22 protein-coding genes are annotated in these 18,727 nt (G+C 60.7%); 12 read left to right on the plus strand and 10 right to left on the minus strand.

What is annotated here, in order from left to right:
- Positions 1–18 precede the first annotated feature (18 nt).
- Positions 19–1,473: a TrkH family potassium uptake protein gene (locus ACA046_RS25440; RefSeq protein WP_076015869.1), complete on the plus strand. Its 1,455-nt coding sequence runs from the start codon at positions 19–21 to the stop codon at positions 1,471–1,473.
- On the opposite strand, the gene ACA046_RS25445 is transcribed toward ACA046_RS25440, so the two are convergent.
- Entirely contained in the window at positions 1,430–2,485 is a 1,056-nt protein-coding gene (locus ACA046_RS25445) for an AraC family transcriptional regulator (protein ID WP_459023273.1), read from the minus strand. The genes ACA046_RS25440 and ACA046_RS25445 overlap by 44 nt on opposite strands.
- 161 nt (positions 2,486–2,646) lie before the next feature.
- On the opposite strand from ACA046_RS25445, the gene ACA046_RS25450 reads away from it, so the two are divergent.
- Together ACA046_RS25450 and ACA046_RS25455 are read left to right on the plus strand one after the other, a co-directional pair.
- A complete protein-coding gene (locus ACA046_RS25450; protein WP_497675216.1) occupies positions 2,647–2,958 on the plus strand; it encodes an Mpo1-like protein in 312 nt (103 codons plus the stop codon).
- 32 nt (positions 2,959–2,990) lie between these two features.
- The gene (locus ACA046_RS25455; RefSeq protein ID WP_497675217.1) at positions 2,991–3,575 is read left to right on the plus strand and encodes an HD domain-containing protein; all 585 of its coding nucleotides are present in this window, start codon (positions 2,991–2,993) and stop codon (positions 3,573–3,575) included.
- Here ACA046_RS25455 and ACA046_RS25460 read toward each other — a convergent pair.
- Positions 3,572–4,873 carry an MFS transporter gene (locus tag ACA046_RS25460; protein WP_497675218.1) on the minus strand — a complete coding sequence of 434 codons (1,302 nt, stop codon included), beginning with the start codon at positions 4,871–4,873 and terminating at the stop codon, positions 3,572–3,574. The two genes, ACA046_RS25455 and ACA046_RS25460, sit on opposite strands and share 4 nt — an antisense overlap.
- A 335-nt stretch (positions 4,874–5,208) precedes the next feature.
- On the opposite strand from ACA046_RS25460, the gene ACA046_RS25465 reads away from it, so the two are divergent.
- The 3 genes from ACA046_RS25465 (at position 5,209) to ACA046_RS25475 (ending at position 6,870) form a co-directional block, all read left to right on the plus strand.
- Positions 5,209–5,337 carry a hypothetical protein gene (locus ACA046_RS25465; RefSeq protein WP_497675219.1) on the plus strand — a complete coding sequence of 43 codons (129 nt, stop codon included), beginning with the start codon at positions 5,209–5,211 and terminating at the stop codon, positions 5,335–5,337.
- Positions 5,338–5,411: 74 nt separating this feature from the next.
- The gene (locus tag ACA046_RS25470; RefSeq protein WP_010169883.1) at positions 5,412–5,585 is read left to right on the plus strand and encodes a hypothetical protein; all 174 of its coding nucleotides are present in this window, start codon (positions 5,412–5,414) and stop codon (positions 5,583–5,585) included.
- 85 nt (positions 5,586–5,670) lie between these two features.
- Positions 5,671–6,870, plus strand: a complete 1,200-nt coding sequence (locus tag ACA046_RS25475; protein ID WP_497675220.1) for an MFS transporter — start codon at positions 5,671–5,673, stop codon at positions 6,868–6,870.
- Here ACA046_RS25475 and arfB read toward each other — a convergent pair.
- Positions 6,867–7,280, minus strand: a complete 414-nt coding sequence (gene arfB, locus ACA046_RS25480) for an alternative ribosome rescue aminoacyl-tRNA hydrolase ArfB (RefSeq protein WP_497675221.1) — start codon at positions 7,278–7,280, stop codon at positions 6,867–6,869. The two genes, ACA046_RS25475 and arfB, sit on opposite strands and share 4 nt — an antisense overlap.
- 911 nt (positions 7,281–8,191) lie before the next feature.
- Positions 8,192–9,601, minus strand: a complete 1,410-nt coding sequence (locus ACA046_RS25485) for an amino acid permease (RefSeq protein WP_459023280.1) — start codon at positions 9,599–9,601, stop codon at positions 8,192–8,194.
- A 524-nt stretch (positions 9,602–10,125) separates the two neighbouring features.
- On the opposite strand from ACA046_RS25485, the gene ACA046_RS25490 reads away from it, so the two are divergent.
- Both ACA046_RS25490 and ACA046_RS25495 read left to right on the plus strand, forming a co-directional pair.
- Positions 10,126–10,263, plus strand: coding sequence for a hypothetical protein (locus ACA046_RS25490; protein ID WP_003175756.1), 138 nt, complete (start codon positions 10,126–10,128; stop codon positions 10,261–10,263).
- A 77-nt stretch (positions 10,264–10,340) separates the two neighbouring features.
- Positions 10,341–11,300 (plus strand): M29 family metallopeptidase, encoded by a 960-nt coding sequence (locus tag ACA046_RS25495; protein ID WP_459023282.1) that lies wholly within the window; start codon positions 10,341–10,343, stop codon positions 11,298–11,300.
- A 212-nt stretch (positions 11,301–11,512) separates the two neighbouring features.
- Here ACA046_RS25495 and rluB read toward each other — a convergent pair whose 3' ends face one another.
- The 6 genes from rluB to ACA046_RS25525 all read right to left on the minus strand — a co-directional run bounded on the left by rluB (position 11,513) and on the right by ACA046_RS25525 (position 16,527).
- Positions 11,513–12,763, minus strand: coding sequence for a 23S rRNA pseudouridine(2605) synthase RluB (gene rluB, locus ACA046_RS25500; protein ID WP_076015876.1), 1,251 nt, complete (start codon positions 12,761–12,763; stop codon positions 11,513–11,515).
- Positions 12,764–12,906: 143 nt separating this feature from the next.
- Positions 12,907–13,098, minus strand: coding sequence for a DUF1289 domain-containing protein (locus ACA046_RS25505; RefSeq protein WP_497675222.1), 192 nt, complete (start codon positions 13,096–13,098; stop codon positions 12,907–12,909).
- Positions 13,099–13,229: 131 nt separating this feature from the next.
- Positions 13,230–14,189 (minus strand): SMC-Scp complex subunit ScpB, encoded by a 960-nt coding sequence (gene scpB, locus ACA046_RS25510; protein ID WP_459023284.1) that lies wholly within the window; start codon positions 14,187–14,189, stop codon positions 13,230–13,232.
- A 12-nt stretch (positions 14,190–14,201) separates the two neighbouring features.
- Positions 14,202–15,020, minus strand: a complete 819-nt coding sequence (locus ACA046_RS25515) for a segregation and condensation protein A (RefSeq protein WP_076015878.1) — start codon at positions 15,018–15,020, stop codon at positions 14,202–14,204.
- A complete protein-coding gene (locus tag ACA046_RS25520) occupies positions 15,021–15,650 on the minus strand; it encodes an L-threonylcarbamoyladenylate synthase (RefSeq protein ID WP_143503604.1) in 630 nt (209 codons plus the stop codon).
- Positions 15,651–15,663: 13 nt separating this feature from the next.
- Entirely contained in the window at positions 15,664–16,527 is an 864-nt protein-coding gene (locus ACA046_RS25525) for a PHP domain-containing protein (RefSeq protein ID WP_134327226.1), read from the minus strand.
- 87 nt (positions 16,528–16,614) lie between these two features.
- On the opposite strand from ACA046_RS25525, the gene ACA046_RS25530 reads away from it, so the two are divergent.
- From ACA046_RS25530 to ACA046_RS25545, 4 genes are all read left to right on the plus strand, one after another.
- Complete coding sequence (locus ACA046_RS25530; RefSeq protein WP_318303731.1) at positions 16,615–17,211, plus strand: septation protein A; 597 nt, start codon at positions 16,615–16,617, stop codon at positions 17,209–17,211.
- A gap of 1 nt (position 17,212) precedes the next feature.
- A complete protein-coding gene (locus ACA046_RS25535; RefSeq protein WP_076015882.1) occupies positions 17,213–17,512 on the plus strand; it encodes a YciI family protein in 300 nt (99 codons plus the stop codon).
- 106 nt (positions 17,513–17,618) lie between these two features.
- Complete coding sequence (locus ACA046_RS25540) at positions 17,619–18,026, plus strand: SH3 domain-containing protein (RefSeq protein ID WP_003220067.1); 408 nt, start codon at positions 17,619–17,621, stop codon at positions 18,024–18,026.
- A 7-nt stretch (positions 18,027–18,033) separates the two neighbouring features.
- Positions 18,034–18,711, plus strand: coding sequence for a response regulator transcription factor (locus tag ACA046_RS25545; RefSeq protein WP_003220065.1), 678 nt, complete (start codon positions 18,034–18,036; stop codon positions 18,709–18,711).
- The last annotated feature ends 16 nt before the right edge of the window (positions 18,712–18,727 follow it).

Raw genomic sequence — 18,727 nt, forward strand, 5'->3', positions numbered from 1 at the left:
TCACACCGAGCGGACCTCATGGCGTTGCCGACCTTACGGATAATCGGTTTCATTATCGGCATCTTCCTGATCACCTTGGCGATCGCCATGGTCATCCCCATGGCGACCCTGGTGTTTTTCGAACGCACCAGCGACCTGCCATCGTTCCTCTGGGCCAGCATGATCACCTTCATTGCCGGCCTGGCGCTGGTGATCCCCGGCCGCCCGGAACACGTGCACCTGCGCCCGCGGGACATGTACCTGCTGACCGTCTCCAGCTGGCTGGTGGTGTGCATCTTCGCCGCACTGCCGTTCCTGCTGACCCAGCACATCAGCTACACCGACTCGTTCTTCGAAAGCATGTCCGGCATCACCGCCACCGGCTCCACGGTGCTCAGCGGCCTGGACACCATGTCCCCGGGCATCCTCATCTGGCGCTCGCTGCTGCACTGGCTCGGCGGCATCGGCTTTATCGGCATGGCGGTGGCGATCCTGCCGCTGCTGCGCATCGGTGGCATGCGCCTGTTCCAGACCGAGTCCTCCGACCGCTCGGAAAAGGTCATGCCCCGCTCGCACATGGTGGCGCGCCTGATCGTGGCGGCGTATGTGGGCATCACCATCCTCGGCAGCCTGGCGTTCTGGTGGGCGGGCATGGGTCTGTTCGATGCGATCAACCATGCGATGTCGGCGATTTCCACCGGCGGTTTCTCCACCTCCGATGAATCCCTGGCCCACTGGAAACAGCCGGCGGTGCACTGGGTGGCGGTGGTGGTGATGATTCTCGGCAGCCTGCCGTTCACCCTGTATGTGGCCACGATGCGCGGCAACCGCCGGGCGTTGATCAAGGATCAGCAGGTGCAGGGCATGCTTGGTTTGCTGGTGGTGACCTGGCTGGTGCTCGGCACCTGGTATTGGTGGACCACCAATCTGCATTGGCTGGAGGCGCTGCGCCACGTGGCGGTGAACGTCACTTCGGTCGTGACCACCACCGGTTTTGCGCTGGGGGACTACAGCATCTGGGGCAATTTCTCGCTGATGCTGTTCTTTTACCTGGGCTTTGTGGGCGGTTGCTCCGGCTCCACGGCCGGCGGGATCAAGATCTTCCGTTTCCAAGTCGCCTACATCCTGCTCAAGGCCAACTTGAACCAGCTGATTCACCCACGGGCGGTGATCAAGCAAAAGTACAACGGCCATCGCCTCGATGAAGAAATCGTGCGTTCGATCCTGACCTTCTCGTTTTTCTTCGCCATCACCATCTGCGCCATCGCCCTGGCCCTGTCACTGCTGGGCCTGGACTGGATGACCGCGCTGACTGGCGCCGCCAGCACCGTGTCCGGCGTGGGCCCGGGCCTGGGGGAAACCATCGGCCCGGCCGGTAATTTCTCCACCCTGCCGGACGCCGCCAAGTGGATCCTGTCCCTCGGCATGCTGCTGGGCCGGCTGGAGATCATTACGGTGTTTGTTCTGTGCATTCCGGCGTTTTGGCGTCACTGACCGGAGCTTCCTGCAACCGCGCCCGGTATTCGCCGGGCGTGGCATCGAACCAGCGGCGGAACGCGCGAAAGAAGTTGCTCGGGTCGGCAAATCCCAACAGGTAGGCAATTTCCAGCAGGGTCATGCTCGGCTGTGCCAGGTATTGCTCGGCCAGTTCGCGGCGGGTGTCGTCGAGCAAGGTCTGGAAACTGGTGCCCTCCTCCTGCAAGCGGCGCTGCAAGGTGCGCTGGGACAGGTGCAAGGTCTGCGCAACCACCTCGCGCTTGGGCTCGCCTTGCGGCAGCAATCGGCACAATACCTGCCGCGCCTTGTGGGTCACCCGGCTCTCGGAAAACCGCGCCAGATACTCCCCGGCAAAACGATCATGCAACAACGCCATCGCCTCGTTCGCCGTGGGCAACGGCGCCTCCATATCCGCCCGCTCGAAGATCAGCGCGTCATACGGCGCGTTGAACACCAGCGGTGCATGGAAGGCCTGCTTGTAGGGCGCCAGATCCGCCGGTTGATCGCCCTGCACCAGCACTTTGCGCGGTTGCAGGGTACGTCCGGTGAGCCAGCCGCATAACGCCAGGGCACTCGCCAGGGACGCTTCGGCGCTTTGCCGGGTGGGCGGCAGGTGGTCGCCGTGCACGGTAAGAATCAGCGCATAACCTTCGGGTAACAGTCGGAAACTCAGGTCGGCACTTTCAGCGATGATTCGCTGATAACGCACCAGCCGCATGAAACCTTCGGCCAGGGTGTTACTGGACATCAAGGCGTAGCCAGCCACATGAAACGACGCCGGGCGCACCACCTTGCCCATGTTCAAGCCGATCGCCGGGTTGCCCGACAGCTCGACCGCGCGCTGCCAGAGGCGCGTCATGGAGTCCTGGGGGAAGCGAGCATCCGGGTCATTCAGCGCGGCGTAATCCAGGCCAAGCTGCTTGAACAAAGCACGGCAATCCAGGCCGTCCATCTCCAGCGCCTTGACTATCCCCATCGCCCAGCTTGCAGAAGTCGTTCGTTCGCTCATGGCGTTTTCTTAACAAGGAAGGCTGAAACGACAGCCAGGAATCCGAAGGATACTAAAGTGGCATCTATTGTCACTGGCTGTTACCACTGATGACTCTAGACTCAAATAAGCTCCCCGCCGAACATCTGTCGGGCAGAACAATAATCAGAGGGCCGGATACTGTGGAAAATGTCATACAATTCAATAGCTTCGCTGATTTCTACCCGTATTACCTGAGCGAACACGGCAACAGCACCTGCCGTCGCCTGCACTTTATCGGCACCAGTCTGGTGATCTTCATTCTGGCGTTCGCGATCGGCAAAGGCGCCTGGTGGCTGCTGCTGGCGGTGCCGGTGGCAGGCTACAGCTTTGCCTGGATCGGCCACTTCTTCTTTGAAAAGAATCGCCCGGCAACCTTCCAGCATCCGTTTTACAGCCTGTTGGGGGATTTTGTGATGTACCGCGACATGATTCTGGGCAAAGTGCCGTTCTAGACTGCCCTTCAAAAACAATAAGAGCGCCTTTGATGAACCAGCAGGCCCGCTTTACCCATATGCAGGACGGCACCCAGGAAGACTGGGCGATCATCGCCAAGGATTTCAGCGCCTATGCCCGGCAACTGCCAACCCGGATCTTGGCGCATCTGCGACTGCTGGAGGGCGACTTTGGCGGCTTCCCGGTAGACCGCCTGACCCACTCGCTGCAAACCGCCACCCGCGCCTGGCACGACGGGCGAGATGAAGAGTACGTGGTGTGCGCCCTGCTCCACGATATCGGCGACACCCTGGGTTCCTACAACCACCCGGACATCGCCGCCGCGATCCTCAAGCCGTTTGTGAGCCCCGAAAACCTGTGGATGGTGGAGAAGCACGGGATTTTCCAGGGCTACTACTTCTTCCATCACCTGGGGATGGACCGCCACCTGCGTGAGCAATTTGGCGACCATCCGCAGTACCGGCAAACCATCGAGTTCTGCGCGCAATACGACGCGGCGGCGTTCGATCCGGCCTACGACACCCTGCCGCTGAGCTTCTTCGAACCGATGATGGCGCGGGTGTTTGCCCAGCCGAAGCACTCGCTCTACAAGGCGGCGATGGAGCGCCAGGGTTAAACCGGCAACAAGGTGCCGCCGTGACCGGTTTGGGTGGCCGGCTCCGGGTCTTTAACAATCTCCCGGGCCATCGTCAGGATCACGATGGCGGCGATGATGTCGAAAATCGCCAGCACCACAAACAGCGGGCTGTAGCCGACCTTGGTCACCAGCACACCGAACACCGCGGTAAACGCCGCGGCACCGATAAAGCCGCACATCTGCCCGCCACCGGTCGCGGTGGCCACGTCGTTCTTGCCGAATGAGTCCGAGGCGATGGAAAACAGCGCGCCCGACAAGGTCTGGTGCGCAAAACCACCGACACACAGCAGGGCAATCGCGGTGTAGGCACTGTCCACCAGGCCGATACACGCCGGGCCGATCATGCACAGGCAGCCGAGCAACATCACCAGCTTGCGCGAGGTGAACAGCGAGACCTTGAAGTAGCGGTGAAACAGCGGGCTCAGGTAGCCACCCAGCACGCAGCCGATGTCGGCAGCCAGGAATGGCAGCCAGGCAAACAGCGCCATTTCCTTGATGTTCATGTGCCGCTCGGTCATCAGGTACAGCGGAATCCAGGCGTTGAAGGTCTGCCAGGCCGGCTCCGAGAGCATGCGCGCCGAGGCGATGGCGAAAAAGTTGCGGCTCTTGAGGATGCGCTTCCAACTGGCTTTTTTCTGCACGCCTTCCTTGAGGTGGGTTTCCTGGCCGGCTTCGATGTACTCACGTTCGGCCTGAGCCAGCAGGCGCTGGTCACGCGGGTGCTTGTACAGCAGCAGCCACAGCCCACTCCACACCAGGCCGATGCCACCGACAATCAAGAACGCCAATTGCCAGCCGCTGTGCAGAATCGCCCAGACCACCAGTGGCGGCGCCAGCAACGCACCAAACGACGAACCAAAGTTGAACCAGCCGATGGCGACGGAGCGCTCCTTGGCCGGGAACCACTCGGTAATCGCCTTGACGCCGCCGGGGAAGCCCGCCGATTCCGTCAGTCCCAACGCGCCACGAGCCACGGCCAAGCTCTGCCAGCCCGTGGCGAACGCCGCCAGCGCGCACACTACGGACCAGGAAATGGCGAAGATCGCGAAGCCCATCTTGGTGCCAATTGCATCAATCACATAACCGGCGATTGGCTGCATCAGGGCATAGCACACCTGCCAGGCAACAACGATATGGGAGTACTGCTCAGTGGAGATGCTCAGGTCGGTCATCAGCGTGGGGGCTGCGACGGACAGCGTGTTGCGGGCCAGGTAGTTAATAATCAGGCCGACCGTCATCAGCCCGACCATCCACCAACGGATGCCTTTGATTTTCATCGCTTCACCTTAATTATTTTTAGATTTGAGGCGTACGTTCTGCGACCAGCAGCACCCGTATTACGGGCGCTATAAAACTGTAACGACATATGTCGTCATACAACTGCTAGCGTTATATTCAGTCCGCAACACGATGTCAATCCGTTAGGGGTGATGTTGTACGATGACAATCGATCCACCTGTGGCGCCACGTCACTTGCGCGGCGGGATGAAGAGGTGTTCATTTTTCGAGATAAAATCTTTCTGTCATTTACGGTGCTGTATCCTGCACAAGCTTTTTGAACGCGCGGAATCACCTGCGATTGATAAAACAGATCTTGCGAGGAGCGACGACGATGCACGAAATCCCTAATCTCCCCTTCCCAAGCCTGCACGAAACTGAGCAGCCAACCCCGCAACAGGCCGGCGCCACCCAGCCCGAGCCCAAAGAGGCAAAACCGGTCGACCGCAAGCGCGAAGACTGAGAGCCGTACCCAGACCGTGTGGAAAGCGTGACATTGCGCGCTTTCCACACCGCCTGAACACCGTGAGCCCCGCCATGACCGACACCACTCCCGATACCGCCCTGCTCGACACTGCCCTGCAGATGGTCGACGTATGGAACCGCCTCACCCCGGAAAAACAGGCACTCCTGCTCAAGCGCTTTGGCACCCAGGAAAACGCCCTCGCCGCATTGGTGACCACGCAACTGCTCAACCCCGCCGATCGCTAAAAGTTTGGTTTCCCGCCCCCGCGCGCGCCCAGCATCGGTATCATAAGCAGCCTATCTTTTCCTGCTGCGACAGTGGACCTCTCCCATGCCAGATACCCAGCGCCCCATGGCGGTCACGCTGCAAGTCGTTTCCATCGTTCTGTTCACCTTCATCGGCTACCTGAATATCGGCATTCCCCTGGCCGTGTTGCCGGGCTATGTGCACAGCGACCTGGGCTTTGGCGCCGTGATCGCGGGCCTGGTGATCAGCGTGCAATACCTGGCCACCCTGCTGAGCCGGCCCTATGCCGGGCGCATCATCGATAACCGCGGCAGCAAGCGCGCCGTCATGTACGGCCTCGCAGGTTGCGGGTTGAGCGGCGTGTTCATGTTGCTCTCGGCGTGGCTGTCACAGCTGCCGGCGTTGAGCCTCACCAGCCTGCTGATCGGCCGCCTGGTACTGGGCAGCGCTGAAAGCCTGGTGGGCTCGGGCTCCATTGGCTGGGGCATCGGCCGGGTGGGCGCGGCGAATACCGCCAAGGTCATCTCCTGGAACGGCATCGCCAGCTACGGCGCCCTGGCCATCGGCGCGCCGCTGGGGGTGTTGCTGGTCAGTCATTTCGGGCTGTGGAGCATGGGCGTCAGCATCATCCTGCTGGCGGTGCTGGGCCTGCTGCTGGCCTGGCCGAAAGTCGCCGCGCCAATCGTGGTGGGCGAGCGTCTGCCGTTCATGCATGTGCTCGGGCGTGTGCTGCCACACGGCTGCGGCCTGGCGCTGGGCTCGATCGGCTTTGGCACCATTGCGACCTTCATCACCCTGTATTACGCGACCCAGCACTGGGACAACGCAGTGCTGTGCCTGAGCCTGTTCGGTGCCAGCTTTATCGGGGCGCGGTTGTTGTTCGGGAATTTGATCAACCGCATTGGTGGGTTTCGCGTAGCGATTGCCTGCCTGTCGGTGGAGACCCTGGGCCTGCTGCTGTTGTGGCTGGCGCCGGATCCCCATTTGGCGTTGGCGGGTGCGGCGTTGAGCGGGTTTGGGTTTTCCCTGGTGTTTCCGGCGTTGGGTGTGGAAGCGGTCAACCTGGTGCCCGCCTCGAGCCGAGGCGCGGCGGTGGGGGCGTACTCGCTGTTTATTGATTTGTCGCTGGGGATCACCGGGCCGTTGGCCGGGGCGATTGCGGCGGGGTTCGGGTTTGCCTCGATCTTCCTGTTTGCGGCGATCGCGGCGTTTGGCGGGTTGCTGTTGAGCCTGTATTTGTATCGGCAGGCGCCTAAGTACCGCGAGGAGCGGGAGGCGGCTTAGAAATCAACCTTGCCGCGGCCGGCCTTGATGCTGCCGCGTTTGGTTTTGGATTCGAGGCGGCGCTTCTTTGAGCCCAGGGTGGGTTTGGTGGGGCGGCGTTTCTTTTCGACCTTGGTGGCGCTGAGGATCAGCTCGACCAGGCGCTCGAGGGCGTCGGCGCGGTTTTGTTCCTGGGTGCGGTATTGCTGGGCCTTGAGGATCAGCACGCCGTCGCTGGTGATGCGGCTGTCGCGCAGGGCGAGCAGGCGTTCCTTGTAGAAGTCAGGCAGGGACGAGGCCGGGATGTCGAAACGCAGGTGCACGGCGCTGGAGACTTTGTTGACGTTTTGACCGCCGGCGCCTTGGGCGCGGATGGCTGTCAGCTCGATCTCGGCGTCGGGGAGGTGCAGGTTGTTGGAAATCACCAGCATTTTTTGATCGGGCCTTGGGGGTGGTGTGTAAGGATACGCCAATGTGGTGGGCTGCTGGGCCTGGGGGCATATCCGTTATTTTTGTAATGGCGACTATGGGTTCCGCTCTTACAGCGGCTCACTTTTGAAAAGCGCAAAAGTAAGCAAAACGCTCTTGCCCCACCACTCGGCACCTCGCTTGAGCTCGGTGTGCCCGCACTCCGGCAGCACGAAGCGGGCCGCCGCGACGGGGCGTCCCTGCCCCGTCGCGGCTAAACCGGCGTCCTGCCGGTTTACCCGCTCCGTACTGCCTGCGTTCGGCCAGCGTGGTTTAACGGGGCGCCTAAGATCAAGATCAAAAGCAGATCAAGAGCACAGCGGCCTACAGGCCGGCTTGAGTGTGGTGAAGCAACAGCAACAGCAACAGCGAAATCAGAAGCTAAAGCGGGCACGGTCCAAATGTGGGAGCGGGCTTGCTCGCGAAGGTCGTTAACGATGACGCGGGCATTCTGGATGAACGCGGCGGTCTCAGGTTTTTCGCGAGCAAGCCCGCTCCCACAGAAAAGCAGCTCTGCTTTCGCTCTGGATCTTGCCTCTGCTTCTAACACTCAAGCCGGCCGGTAGGCCGCTGTGCTCTGCTTTTGATCTGCTTTTGATTTTGATCTGCGGGCCCCGTCAACCACGATGGCCGCAAGTAGGCACGGTGGAGCGGGTAAATCGGCAGGGAAGCCGATTTAGCCGCGCCGGGCCATGGATGGCCCGTCGCGGCGGCCCGCGGAACCGGGCCGGAGTGCGGGCATGCCGAGCCTAGGCGAGGCACCGAGTGGTGGGGCAAAGACCTTTTGGTTACTTTTGGGGCGTTTGCCAAAAGTGACCCGCTGTAAGAGCGGAACCATAAGTAGCCGTTACCGCAGCAACGGATATGTACTCGATCACCCCCGACTCACCACCCCCACCCGAGCCTTGCGCTTATTCTTGACCCCATAACAAACCCACATAAACACCACCCAAACCGGAATCGCATACACCGACACCTGAATCCCCGGAATCAGCAGCATCACGCCAAGAATAAACACCACAAACGCCAGGCAAACATAATTGCCATACGGATACCAAAGCGCCTTGAACAACGGCACCTGCCCGGTACGGTCCATGTGCTGGCGGAACTTGAAGTGCGAAAAGCTGATCATCGCCCAGTTAATCACCAGGGTCGCCACCACCAGCGACATCAGCAACTCCAGCGCATGCTGCGGAATCAGATAATTCATCAACACCGCCACCAACGTAATCGCCGCCGAAGCGAGGATCGACCGCACCGGCACCCCACGCTTGTCGATCTTCGCCAATGCGCGTGGCGCGTCACCCTGCTCGGCCATCCCCAACAACATCCGGCTATTGCAGTAAGTGCCGCTGTTGTAGACCGACAACGCCGCCGTCAACACCACAAAGTTGAGAATGTGCGCCGCCGTATTACTGCCCAACATCGAAAACACCTGCACAAACGGACTGCCGCTATAAGCGTCACCCGAAGCGTTCAGGGTCTCCAGCAAACTGTCCCAAGGCGTCAACGACAACAGCACCACCAACGCACCGATGTAGAAAATCAGAATCCGGTAGATCACCTGATTGATCGCCTTCGGAATCACCGTACGCGGCTGGTCCGCCTCAGCCGCGGTAAACCCGAGCATCTCCAGACCACCAAACGAAAACATGATGATCGCCATGGCCATCACCAAACCACCCACACCATGGGGAAAGAACCCACCGTGCTCCCACAGGTTGGTCACCGAAGCCTGCGGCCCGCCGGTGCCGCTCACCAGCAGATAACTGCCCAGGGCGATCATGCCAACAATGGCAACCACCTTGATGATCGCAAACCAGAACTCGGCCTCGCCGAAAACTTTGACGTTGGACAGGTTGATCACATTGATCAGCACAAAAAACGCCGCCGCCGACACCCAGGTCGGGATCTCGGGCCACCAGTAATGCACGTACTTGCCGACCGCCGTCAGCTCCGACATGCCCACCAGGATGTACAGGATCCAGCAGTTCCAGCCCGACAGAAAGCCGGCGAAACCGCCCCAGTACTTGTGGGCAAAGTGGCTGAAGGAACCGGCTACCGGCTCTTCGACGATCATCTCGCCCAGCTGGCGCATGATCATGAACGCGATAAAACCGCAGATGGCATAACCGAGGATCATCGACGGCCCGGCGGATTTCAGCACGCCAGCCGAACCGAGGAACAACCCGGTGCCAATCGCGCCACCGAGGGCGATCAGTTGAATATGGCGATTTTTCAGGCCGCGCTTCAGCTCGCCTGAATGCGAGTTGGCTTCACTCATGGAAAGGGTCTCACGCAAGGTTTGATGGTGCTCGTGGAGGGGTGCTGCTTTGGTAACGGGCTACAGCAGCGCCGATCAAACCCCGGTCCAGCGTTTTTTCTTACGGTCATACGTCACCTGTTGTTTTTATCTGTGACGAAATCGAACCCGACGGGCTTGTGGCCAGGCGGAATGAACAAGGCGGATAGCCCTGAAATAGTTGGATCACAGTAAAACGCGGCGCATTGTACACCGCCAAACCTGTCTGGGCCGACAGGATGCGATGCGGCGGAGAGCAGGGACATTGGGGAAATTCTTTCAGATATCGAGAAATTGACGGTGAGACGTTTCCCACAGAAACACGCAACCAACTGACTGTTTCGTCGACATAAACCAAATCGCCATCAAAACAGAATAAAAAATCCAAATGAAACCGTGTCAATAAAAATTTTGCATTCCCAAACACACTCTTCTAGGTTCATCCACTTGCCCAGCGCAGCCCGCTGGCAAATTCGTCTCAAACACCGTCATCTAGGAGATTCACCATGCAAGCACTGGAAAATGACCTGGAAACCGAACTGCAACTCGACGATTGGTTTGAAGCGCCGACCCACGAGGCCGCCGTTGAAATGATGCAAGCCGATGCCGTTGTGCCGTTCGGCACCGCGATGTGGCCTTTCTAATCTGATCAGGCACCCCGGCAGGTGCGGGACGCCGCACCTGCCACTGCTCTTACCGAAGGCTTTGAAGGAAGGACGTCATGGACAAGGCCCGCGCCGTCGAACATTTTCTCTACTACCTCGCCCATCACCCGGCCCTCACCGGCCTGCACCGCCCCACCATTCTGCTCGGCCATACCGAACGCTACGACGCCATCGCCCACTCGATCACCCAAGGCAGCGCCGCCCGTTTTGACTTCCAGGTACAACGCCTGGACCAGGCCCCCAGCGAAGCGCTGGCCAAGGCCATCGAAGACTGCGACCTGTACATGTTTCTCTACGATTCCTCGACCTTGCCCAACCCACGTGCCGAGGGCCCGGACTTTATCCGCGCGCTGCAAGGCGTGATGGCCGAGCACTGGAAAAAATCCCTGCTGCTCAAGGACTACGGCGACTATTTCTACGACACCTTCAGCGTCGCCCCACAGCGGATTGCCGACCTTAACGCCACGTTGATCCGGCGCATGTCCCAGGCCAGCATGTTGAGTTTCACCGACCAGCATGGCTCGCGCCTTGAAGCGCCCATGAGCAGCATCAAGAAGTGGACCAATATCAACGGCGTCGGCAACCACGACCTGGCGCCCGGCGAGATCGCGACCCATAGCGAAGCCATCAATGGCCAGGTGCGGTTTGTAGGCACCTTCCTCAGCACCATTCCCTTTGCGCGCAAATACGGCGTGCTGCAATCACCGCTGGAACTGTGGATCGAGAACTCGACCATCTGCACCGTGGCCAGTGAAGTGCCGGGGCTGGCGGATGACTTCAACAAATACCTGAATGCCAACCCGTCCAACCGTCGGGTGGAGGAACTGGGCATTGGCACCAATGAAGGCGTGAAGGATTTGTATGCGCGCAATGCCGGCTTTGAAGAGCGCCATTGCGGGCTGCACCTGGGCTTGGGTGGCGGGCAGAAAGGCAGCCATCACCTGGACCTGATCTTCGCCAGTGGCGTGCTAGCCCTCGACGATAAACCCGTGTTCGATGGGGCTTTCATGTTCTGACACGTCCGCCAAAACAATGAAGATCAAATGTGGGAGCGGGCTTGCTCGCGAATGCGGTGGGTCAGTCACCAGATGTATCAACTGACACACCGTATTCGCGAGCAAGCCCGCTCCCACAATGGACCTGCTTTGCTTTATAGAGCAGGTTCCAAATCCAGACCAAAAAAAAACGCCAACCCGAGGGTTGGCGTTTTTATGCAGCGCTTAACGAATCACTGCGGCTTCTTGCGACCAAAACCTGGACGCTGGCCGGAACCGGCCGGTGCACCACGACGCTTGCCCGATGGCGCGTCATCGACCAGTTTCAAGCCCGGGCGCTTTTTCGGCGATGGCTTGGCTGGGCGTTTGGTGCTGGCGCTGTCGTCGGGACGGCCCGCAGCCGGAGCACCACGGCCAGACTCGCCACGGTTACCGCGACCGCCCGTTGGGGCATCACCACCACGACCCGCTGGACGCGGTGCGCGCGGAGCACGTTCGCCATCCTGACGAGCCGGGGCCGAAGGACGACGCTCGCCTTCGATGTGCGGTTCGCGGGAGATACGACCGCCAGTGGCCGGTGCATCCAGCGCAGGGCGCAGGGTGCGGGCAACACGGTCGGTACGTGCCACAGGACGCGACGATTTACGCTGCATACGCTCGAGCTTGTCTTTGCTTTTGGCGTTCATCTGCGGCATGGCTACCGGCGTCAGGCCAACTTCGGCACTCAGGATGTCGACTTCGAACTGACTCATTTCGCGCCAGCGGCCCATCGGCAGGTCGGAGTTGAGGAACACCGGGCCGAAACGCACGCGCTTCAGGCGGCTGACCACCAGGCCCTGGGATTCCCACAGGCGACGTACTTCACGGTTACGGCCTTCCATCACCACGCAGTGGTACCAATGGTTGAAGCCTTCGCCGCCTGGAGCCTGCTTGATGTCGGTGAACTTGGCCGGGCCGTCTTCCAGCACGACGCCGGCCTTCAGGCGCTCGATCATTTCGTCATCGACTTCGCCACGCACACGGACGGCGTATTCACGGTCCATCTCGTAGGAAGGGTGCATCAGGCGGTTGGCCAGTTCACCGTCAGTGGTGAACATCAACAAGCCGGTGGTGTTGATGTCGAGACGACCGATGTTGATCCAGCGGCCTTCTTTAGGGCGCGGCATCTTGTCGAACACGGTTGGACGGCCTTCCGGGTCGTCACGGGTGCAGATTTCGCCATCAGGCTTGTTATACATGATGACGCGGCGCACCGATTCGGCGGCCTCTTCACGCTTGATGACCTTGCCATCAATGGTGATGGCGTCGTGCAGGTCGACGCGCTGGCCAAGGGTTGCTTCAACGCCGTTGACCTTGATGCGCTTCTGGGTGATCCAGGCTTCTACGTCGCGGCGCGAACCTACGCCGATACGGGCGAGGACTTTCTGCAGTTTTTCACCTGCGGGGCCGATTTCCTGGCTGTCTTTCTGGTCTTGGTCACTCATCTTAAGCACCTCCCGGTGTGTCGATTCAGGCTTGGCCTGAAGATAGTAAAAGCTGGGCTTTTGGCGAACGCATCGCCAAAGGGTCGCGAATCATACGCGTAAGCCGCGCGTTGCGCATCAGAGACTAGTCGATAAGTGGTGGCTCATTTGCCTTTCCGCCGACCGGTGGCACCCAGCGCCAGCAGGCGCAGGTCGGCTTCGGCGAGTACCGTGCGCTTGTCGACCTTGTCGAGTTTCTTCCAGGCGCGAATCTCGCGCTTGCTGCGGCCACAGCCCACGCAGATGTCGTCGTTGAACTTGCAGATGCTGATGCAGGGGTCTTTGGTGGAGCTCATTTGAGTTCTCCTTGCTGGCGACAATCCAAATGTGGGAGCGGGCTTGCTCGCGAATGCAGTGTGTCAGTCGCCGGATGCTTGGCTGACCCACCGCATTCGCGAGCAAGCCCGCTCCCACATTTTGTTCTGCGTCAGTCTTCGAATTGGCGGCGCTCGTTTTCGATGGCTTCGGCCAGGGCGCGGGCTTCGTCTTCTTCGTCGCTCAGCGGCGGTTGTTCGAGCGCCGCGACGGCGGCCAGGAGTTTGGCACGGGCTTCGGCGACGCCGAGGATGTCCTCCTCGGGTTCAGGCTCGGGCTCATCTTCAACTTCGACTGGCGGCTCAACCTCAACGTTCAGTTGCAGCGCAGGCTCCTGCTCACCGTCACTGACCGCGCCATCACGCAGCAAATCGTCGAAGTCGGTCTTGATGCCTTGCTCCATATCGTCCAGTTCCAGCAACAGCGTATGGAAGCTGGTTTCGTCCTTCGGCTCTTCCGGCTCGGCGCTGGCGTCCGCCAGTTCCTGCAAACTTGCCGGCACCGGTGCGTCGTCGAAGTCCAGCACCGGGTCCGGTTCCATCTCCCGCAGTTCGGCCAACGGGGGCAAGTCGTCGAGGTTTTTCAGGTTGAAGTGGTCGAGGAACACCTTGGTGGTAGCAAACATCGCCGGCTTGCCGGGCACATCCCGATAGCCAACGATCCGAATCCACTCACGCTCCAGCAACGTCTTGACGATATGGCTGTTGACCGCCACGCCCCGTACGTCTTCGATCTCGCCCCGGGTGATCGGCTGGCGATAGGCGATCAGCGCCATGGTTTCCAGCATCGCCCGGGAATAACGTTGCGGGCGTTCCTCCCAGAGGCGGCCAACCCACGGCGAGAACTTCTCGCGGATTTGCAGGCGATACCCGGAAGCCACTTCCCGCAGCTCAAAAGCACGGCCGTCGCAGGACTTGCGCAGAATCTCCAACGCCTTCTTGAACACCGGCGGCTCAGGGCGCTCGGCTTCTTCAAACAGTTCGAACAGGCGTTCCAGGGATTGCGGCTTGCCCGAGGCCAGGAGAAAGGCCTCCAGCAGCGGGGCCAGTTCGCGGGGTTCAGTCAGATTCATCGATTCAGCTCTTTATTCGGCTCGCGCCCGCACGTGGATAGCCGCAAAAGGCTCATTCTGGACCAGCTCGACCAAGGATTCCTTGACCAGTTCGAGGACCGCCATAAAGGTCACCACCACCCCCAGGCGCCCTTCTTCCTTGGTAAACAGTTCGACGAAAGGCACAAACCCGCCGCCCTTGAGGCGGTCCAGCACATCGCTCATGCGCTCGCGGGTGGACAGCGCCTCACGGCTGACCTGGTGGCTTTCAAACATATCGCCACGGCGCAGTACTTCGGCCATGGACATCAGCAATTCTTCCAGGCTTACGTCTGGCAGCAGTTTGCGCGCCCGGGCTTCCGGGGCGTCGAGCTTGGGCACCACCACATCGCGACCGACCCGGCTCAAGCCGTCGATGCCTTCGGCAGCGGCCTTGAAGCGTTCGTATTCCTGCAGGCGGCGGATCAGTTCGGCGCGCGGGTCATCCTCTTCCGCCTCGATGCTTTCCGAGCGCGGCAGCAGCATGCGCGACTTGATCTCCGCGAGCATCGCGGCCATCACCAGGTACTCGGCGGCCAGTTCCAGGCGCACGGTCTGCATCAACTCGACATAGCCCATGTATTGGCGGGTGATTTCCGCCACCGGGATGTCGAGGATGTTGATGTTCTGTTTGCGGATCAGGTACAGCAGCAAGTCCAGCGGGCCTTCGAAGGCTTCGAGGAAGACTTCCAGGGCGTCCGGCGGGATGTAAAGGTCCAGCGGCATTTCCATGACAGCCTGGCCGTAGACCATGGCAAATGGCAGTTCCTGCTGGGCGCCCGCCTGGCTGTCGACGGCTTCCACGGCCGACATTCAGGCCTCGACCATGAACGGTGCCGGGTCGCCACAACCCACGCGCACCACTTCCGGCTCGCCGTCGGCCAGGTTGATCACGGTGGAGGCCTTGTTGCCGCCGTAGCCGCCGTCGATGATCAGGTCGACGTGTTTTTCCAGGAGGCGGCGCATTTCGTAAGGGTCGTACAACGGCTCGGTTTCACCCGGCAGGATCAGCGACACGCTCATCAGCGGCTCACCGAGTTCGGCCAGCAGCGCCAGGGCGATTGGGTGTTCCGGCACCCGCAGGCCGATGGTGCGCTTCTTCGGGTGCAGCAGCAGGCGCGGTACTTCGCGGGTGGCGTTGAGGATGAAGGTGTAGGGCCCCGGCGTGTGGGCCTTGAGCAGGCGGAAGGTGCCGGTATCGACCTTGGCGAACAGCCCCAACTGGGACAGGTCGCTGCAAATCAGTGCGAAGTTGTGGTTCTTGTCCAGGTCACGCAGGCGTCTTACGCGCTCGACCGCGTTCTTGTCGCCGATCTGGCAACCGATAGCGTAGGAGGAATCCGTGGGGTAGATCACCACGCCACCGGCACGGATGATCTCCACGGCCTGTTTGATCAGGCGCGCCTGCGGGTTTTCCGGATGAATCTGGAAGAATTGACTCACGTGCTCTACCTGTTCAGACGGTGGCAATAATGGGGTCATGTTTGAAGCGACACCAAAGGGGCGGCAAATCTTCCGGGACGGCGCGGTATTCGCCAATCTCGGACCAGCCGCCAGGGCCATGAAAATCACTGCCGGCGCTGACCAGCAGACCAAATTCGCGGGCAAGAATCGCCAAACTACCCACCTGTTCGGCGGGTTGATGCCCGTTGACCACTTCAATTGCGTGGCCGCCCGCTCCAATATAGTCGCCAATCAACTTGCGGCGCTTGCTGCGGGTGAAATCGTAATGCCACGGGTGCGCCAGGCTGACCCAGGCACCTGCTGCCCGCAATGTGCCGACGGTGTCTTCCAGGGTTGGCCAGTGTTGCTTGACGTCCCCCAGCTTGCCGGCACCCAGCCATTTGCGGAACGCTTCGGCGCGATCCTTTACAAAACCTTCACGCACCATCCAGTCGGCAAAGTGCGGGCGGGCCGGGGCGTTGCCGCTGTCGCCCAGTTCCTGCTGGATCGCGCGGGCGCCTTCCAGGCCGTTGGGCATGCCCTTGAGGGCCAGCTTGCGGCTTATTTCTTCGGACCGCAGCCAGCGGCCATCGTGCAATTTGGCGATGGCCTCCACCAGCGGCGGCGCGTTGACGTCGAAACCGTAGCCCAGTACGTGGATGGTTGCGCCGCCCCAGGTGCAGGACAATTCAACCCCGTTGACCAGTTGCATGCCCAGCGCATTCGCCGCTTCACGGGCCTCTGCCAGGCCTTCGAGGGTGTCGTGGTCGGTCAACGACAGGACTCGCACGCCTTTTTCAAACGCACGCGCAACCAGGACCGCGGGCGCCAGGGCGCCGTCGGAGGCTGTGCTATGGCAGTGCAAATCAACATTCACGGGAGTGTGTAACCTCAAGTCAGCTGGCGCTTTCGCTACCAAGGATGTTTGTTATTATGCCGCCACATCCAGCTTCTGGCTCTTACTGTGAAACAATTCATCGACTTCATCCCGCTGTTGCTGTTTTTCATCGTTTACAAAATCGACCCTCGCGTTATCGATATTGCCGGCCACGAGCTGACAGTCGGTGGCATCTACAGTGCCACGGCGGTGCTGATCATCAGCTCCGTGGTGGTCTACGGCGCGCTCTTTATCTCCCAGCGCAAGCTGGAAAAAAGCCAATGGCTGACCCTGATCGCCTGCCTCGTCTTCGGCAGCCTGACCCTGGCCTTCCACAGCGAAACCTTCCTTAAATGGAAAGCCCCGGTGGTCAACTGGCTGTTCGCCCTGGCCTTTATCGGCAGCCACTTCATCGGTGACCGCCTGCTGATCAAGCGGATCATGGGCCACGCGCTGAGCTTGCCGGAGCCGATCTGGGTGCGCCTGAACATCGCCTGGATCGTGTTTTTCCTGTTCTGCGGCGCCGCTAACCTGTTCGTCGCCTTCACCTTCCAGAGCTACTGGGTGGACTTCAAGGTGTTCGGCAGCCTGGGCATGACCGTGCTGTTCCTGGTCGGCCAGGGTATCTACCTGTCGCGCCACCTGCATGACACCGACCCTACCACGCCGAAAACCGAGGACTGACATGCTCTACGCCATCATTGCCACCGACGTCGCCAACTCCCTGGAAAAACGCCTGGGCGTGCGCCCGGCCCACGTTGAGCGCCTGAAGCAACTGCAAGCCGAAGGCCGTATCGTGCTCGCCGGCCCGCACCCGGCAGTCGACAGCAATGACCCGGGAGACGCCGGTTTCACCGGTAGCCTGATCGTCGCCGAGTTCGCCTCCCTGGCGGCGGCGCAGGCCTGGGCCGACGCTGATCCATATGTCGCGGCCGGCGTGTATGCCCATGTTCTGGTCAAGCCGTTCAAGCAAGTCCTGCCTTGATTTGTGGTGCGCTGAACCAATTGGCTTCAGCGCACTCCTAAACGCTCATTATTCCCGGTAACCTGCCGACAACGTTCTGAATATTCGTGTGGAATCAGGAGTTCCGATGCGCTTACGTCAGTTGTGTCTGTTGGCAGTGTTAATGATCGGGGCTACGGCCCACGCTGAAGAAACCTCGAACACCGGCAGTTCCACGCCCCTGTCCTTGAGTGCCGGCAGCCAGATCACCGATTTGCAGCAACGTTTGAAAGAAAGCGAACGGCAGCGGGATGAACTGAGCAAGCAATTGCAAAGTGCTGACGCCACCCGGGAAAGTACCCAACTGAGTAAACTGCGCCAGGAGAACCAACGCCTGGTCCAGCAACTCAAAGAAGCACAGGGCAGTGCCTTGCCACGCTGGCTTACCGAGCAACAGCAATGGTTCGTGACCGGTGGAGCAGTCGCGCTGATCGCCCTGCTGTGCGGGATCTTCGCCAGTGGCGGGCACCGGCGCCGTCGACAATGGCTAAATTGAGTGAGTCATGAGCGAGCTGTTACTGATAGATGATGACCAGGAGCTCTGTGAGCTGCTGACCAGTTGGTTGAGCCAGGAAGGTTTCCAGGTGCGCGCCTGCCATGACGGCTTGAGCGCCCGCAAGGCATTGGCCGAAGCCGCCCCGGCGGCCGTGGTGCTCGACGTGATGCTGCCCGACGGCAGCGGCCTGGAGCTGCTCAAGCAACTGCGCAGCGACCACCCGGAGCTGCCGGTGCTGATGCTCTCGGCTCGCGGCGAACCGCTGGACCGGATCCTCGGCCTGGAGCTGGGCGCCGACGATTACCTGGCCAAGCCCTGCGACCCTCGCGAACTGACCGCCCGCCTGCGTGCCGTGCTGCGCCGCAGTCACCCGGCCGCTGTGTCTACACAGCTGGAGCTGGGTGACCTGTGCTTCAGCCCGGTGCGTGGCGTGGTCACTATCGATGAACAGGAATTTGCCCTGACCGTTTCCGAAAGCCGTCTGCTGGAAGCTTTGTTGCGCCAGCCGGGCGAGCCGCTGGACAAGCAGGAACTGGCGCAAATCGCCCTGGGCCGCAAGCTGACCCTGTATGACCGCAGCCTGGACATGCACGTCAGCAACCTGCGCAAGAAGATCGGCCCGCACCCGGATGGCCGGCCACGGATCGTGGCGCTGCGTAGCCGCGGCTACTATTACAGCCTCTAGCCCGTAGCAGCCTCTA

Source organism: Pseudomonas sp. LBUM1641 (assembly GCF_059716235.1).

What these genes read in the sequence shown, in the direction of transcription:
- ACA046_RS25490 (WP_003175756.1), top strand. Translation starts at nt 10,126, where the DNA reads ATGCAAGCACTGGAAAATGACCTGGAAACCGAACTGCAACTCGACGAT.
- rluB (WP_076015876.1), bottom strand. Translation starts at nt 12,763, where the DNA reads ATGAGTGACCAAGACCAGAAAGACAGCCAGGAAATCGGCCCCGCAGGT.
- ACA046_RS25455 (WP_497675217.1), top strand. Translation starts at nt 2,991, where the DNA reads ATGAACCAGCAGGCCCGCTTTACCCATATGCAGGACGGCACCCAGGAA.
- ACA046_RS25485 (WP_459023280.1), bottom strand. Translation starts at nt 9,601, where the DNA reads ATGAGTGAAGCCAACTCGCATTCAGGCGAGCTGAAGCGCGGCCTGAAA.
- ACA046_RS25540 (WP_003220067.1), top strand. Translation starts at nt 17,619, where the DNA reads ATGCGCTTACGTCAGTTGTGTCTGTTGGCAGTGTTAATGATCGGGGCT.
- scpB (WP_459023284.1), bottom strand. Translation starts at nt 14,189, where the DNA reads ATGAATCTGACTGAACCCCGCGAACTGGCCCCGCTGCTGGAGGCCTTT.
- ACA046_RS25475 (WP_497675220.1), top strand. Translation starts at nt 5,671, where the DNA reads ATGCCAGATACCCAGCGCCCCATGGCGGTCACGCTGCAAGTCGTTTCC.
- arfB (WP_497675221.1), bottom strand. Translation starts at nt 7,280, where the DNA reads ATGCTGGTGATTTCCAACAACCTGCACCTCCCCGACGCCGAGATCGAG.
- ACA046_RS25505 (WP_497675222.1), bottom strand. Translation starts at nt 13,098, where the DNA reads ATGAGCTCCACCAAAGACCCCTGCATCAGCATCTGCAAGTTCAACGAC.
- ACA046_RS25440 (WP_076015869.1), top strand. Translation starts at nt 19, where the DNA reads ATGGCGTTGCCGACCTTACGGATAATCGGTTTCATTATCGGCATCTTC.
- ACA046_RS25535 (WP_076015882.1), top strand. Translation starts at nt 17,213, where the DNA reads ATGCTCTACGCCATCATTGCCACCGACGTCGCCAACTCCCTGGAAAAA.
- ACA046_RS25445 (WP_459023273.1), bottom strand. Translation starts at nt 2,485, where the DNA reads ATGAGCGAACGAACGACTTCTGCAAGCTGGGCGATGGGGATAGTCAAG.
- ACA046_RS25460 (WP_497675218.1), bottom strand. Translation starts at nt 4,873, where the DNA reads ATGAAAATCAAAGGCATCCGTTGGTGGATGGTCGGGCTGATGACGGTC.
- ACA046_RS25470 (WP_010169883.1), top strand. Translation starts at nt 5,412, where the DNA reads ATGACCGACACCACTCCCGATACCGCCCTGCTCGACACTGCCCTGCAG.
- ACA046_RS25515 (WP_076015878.1), bottom strand. Translation starts at nt 15,020, where the DNA reads ATGTCGGCCGTGGAAGCCGTCGACAGCCAGGCGGGCGCCCAGCAGGAA.
- ACA046_RS25495 (WP_459023282.1), top strand. Translation starts at nt 10,341, where the DNA reads ATGGACAAGGCCCGCGCCGTCGAACATTTTCTCTACTACCTCGCCCAT.
- ACA046_RS25545 (WP_003220065.1), top strand. Translation starts at nt 18,034, where the DNA reads ATGAGCGAGCTGTTACTGATAGATGATGACCAGGAGCTCTGTGAGCTG.
- ACA046_RS25465 (WP_497675219.1), top strand. Translation starts at nt 5,209, where the DNA reads ATGCACGAAATCCCTAATCTCCCCTTCCCAAGCCTGCACGAAACTGAG.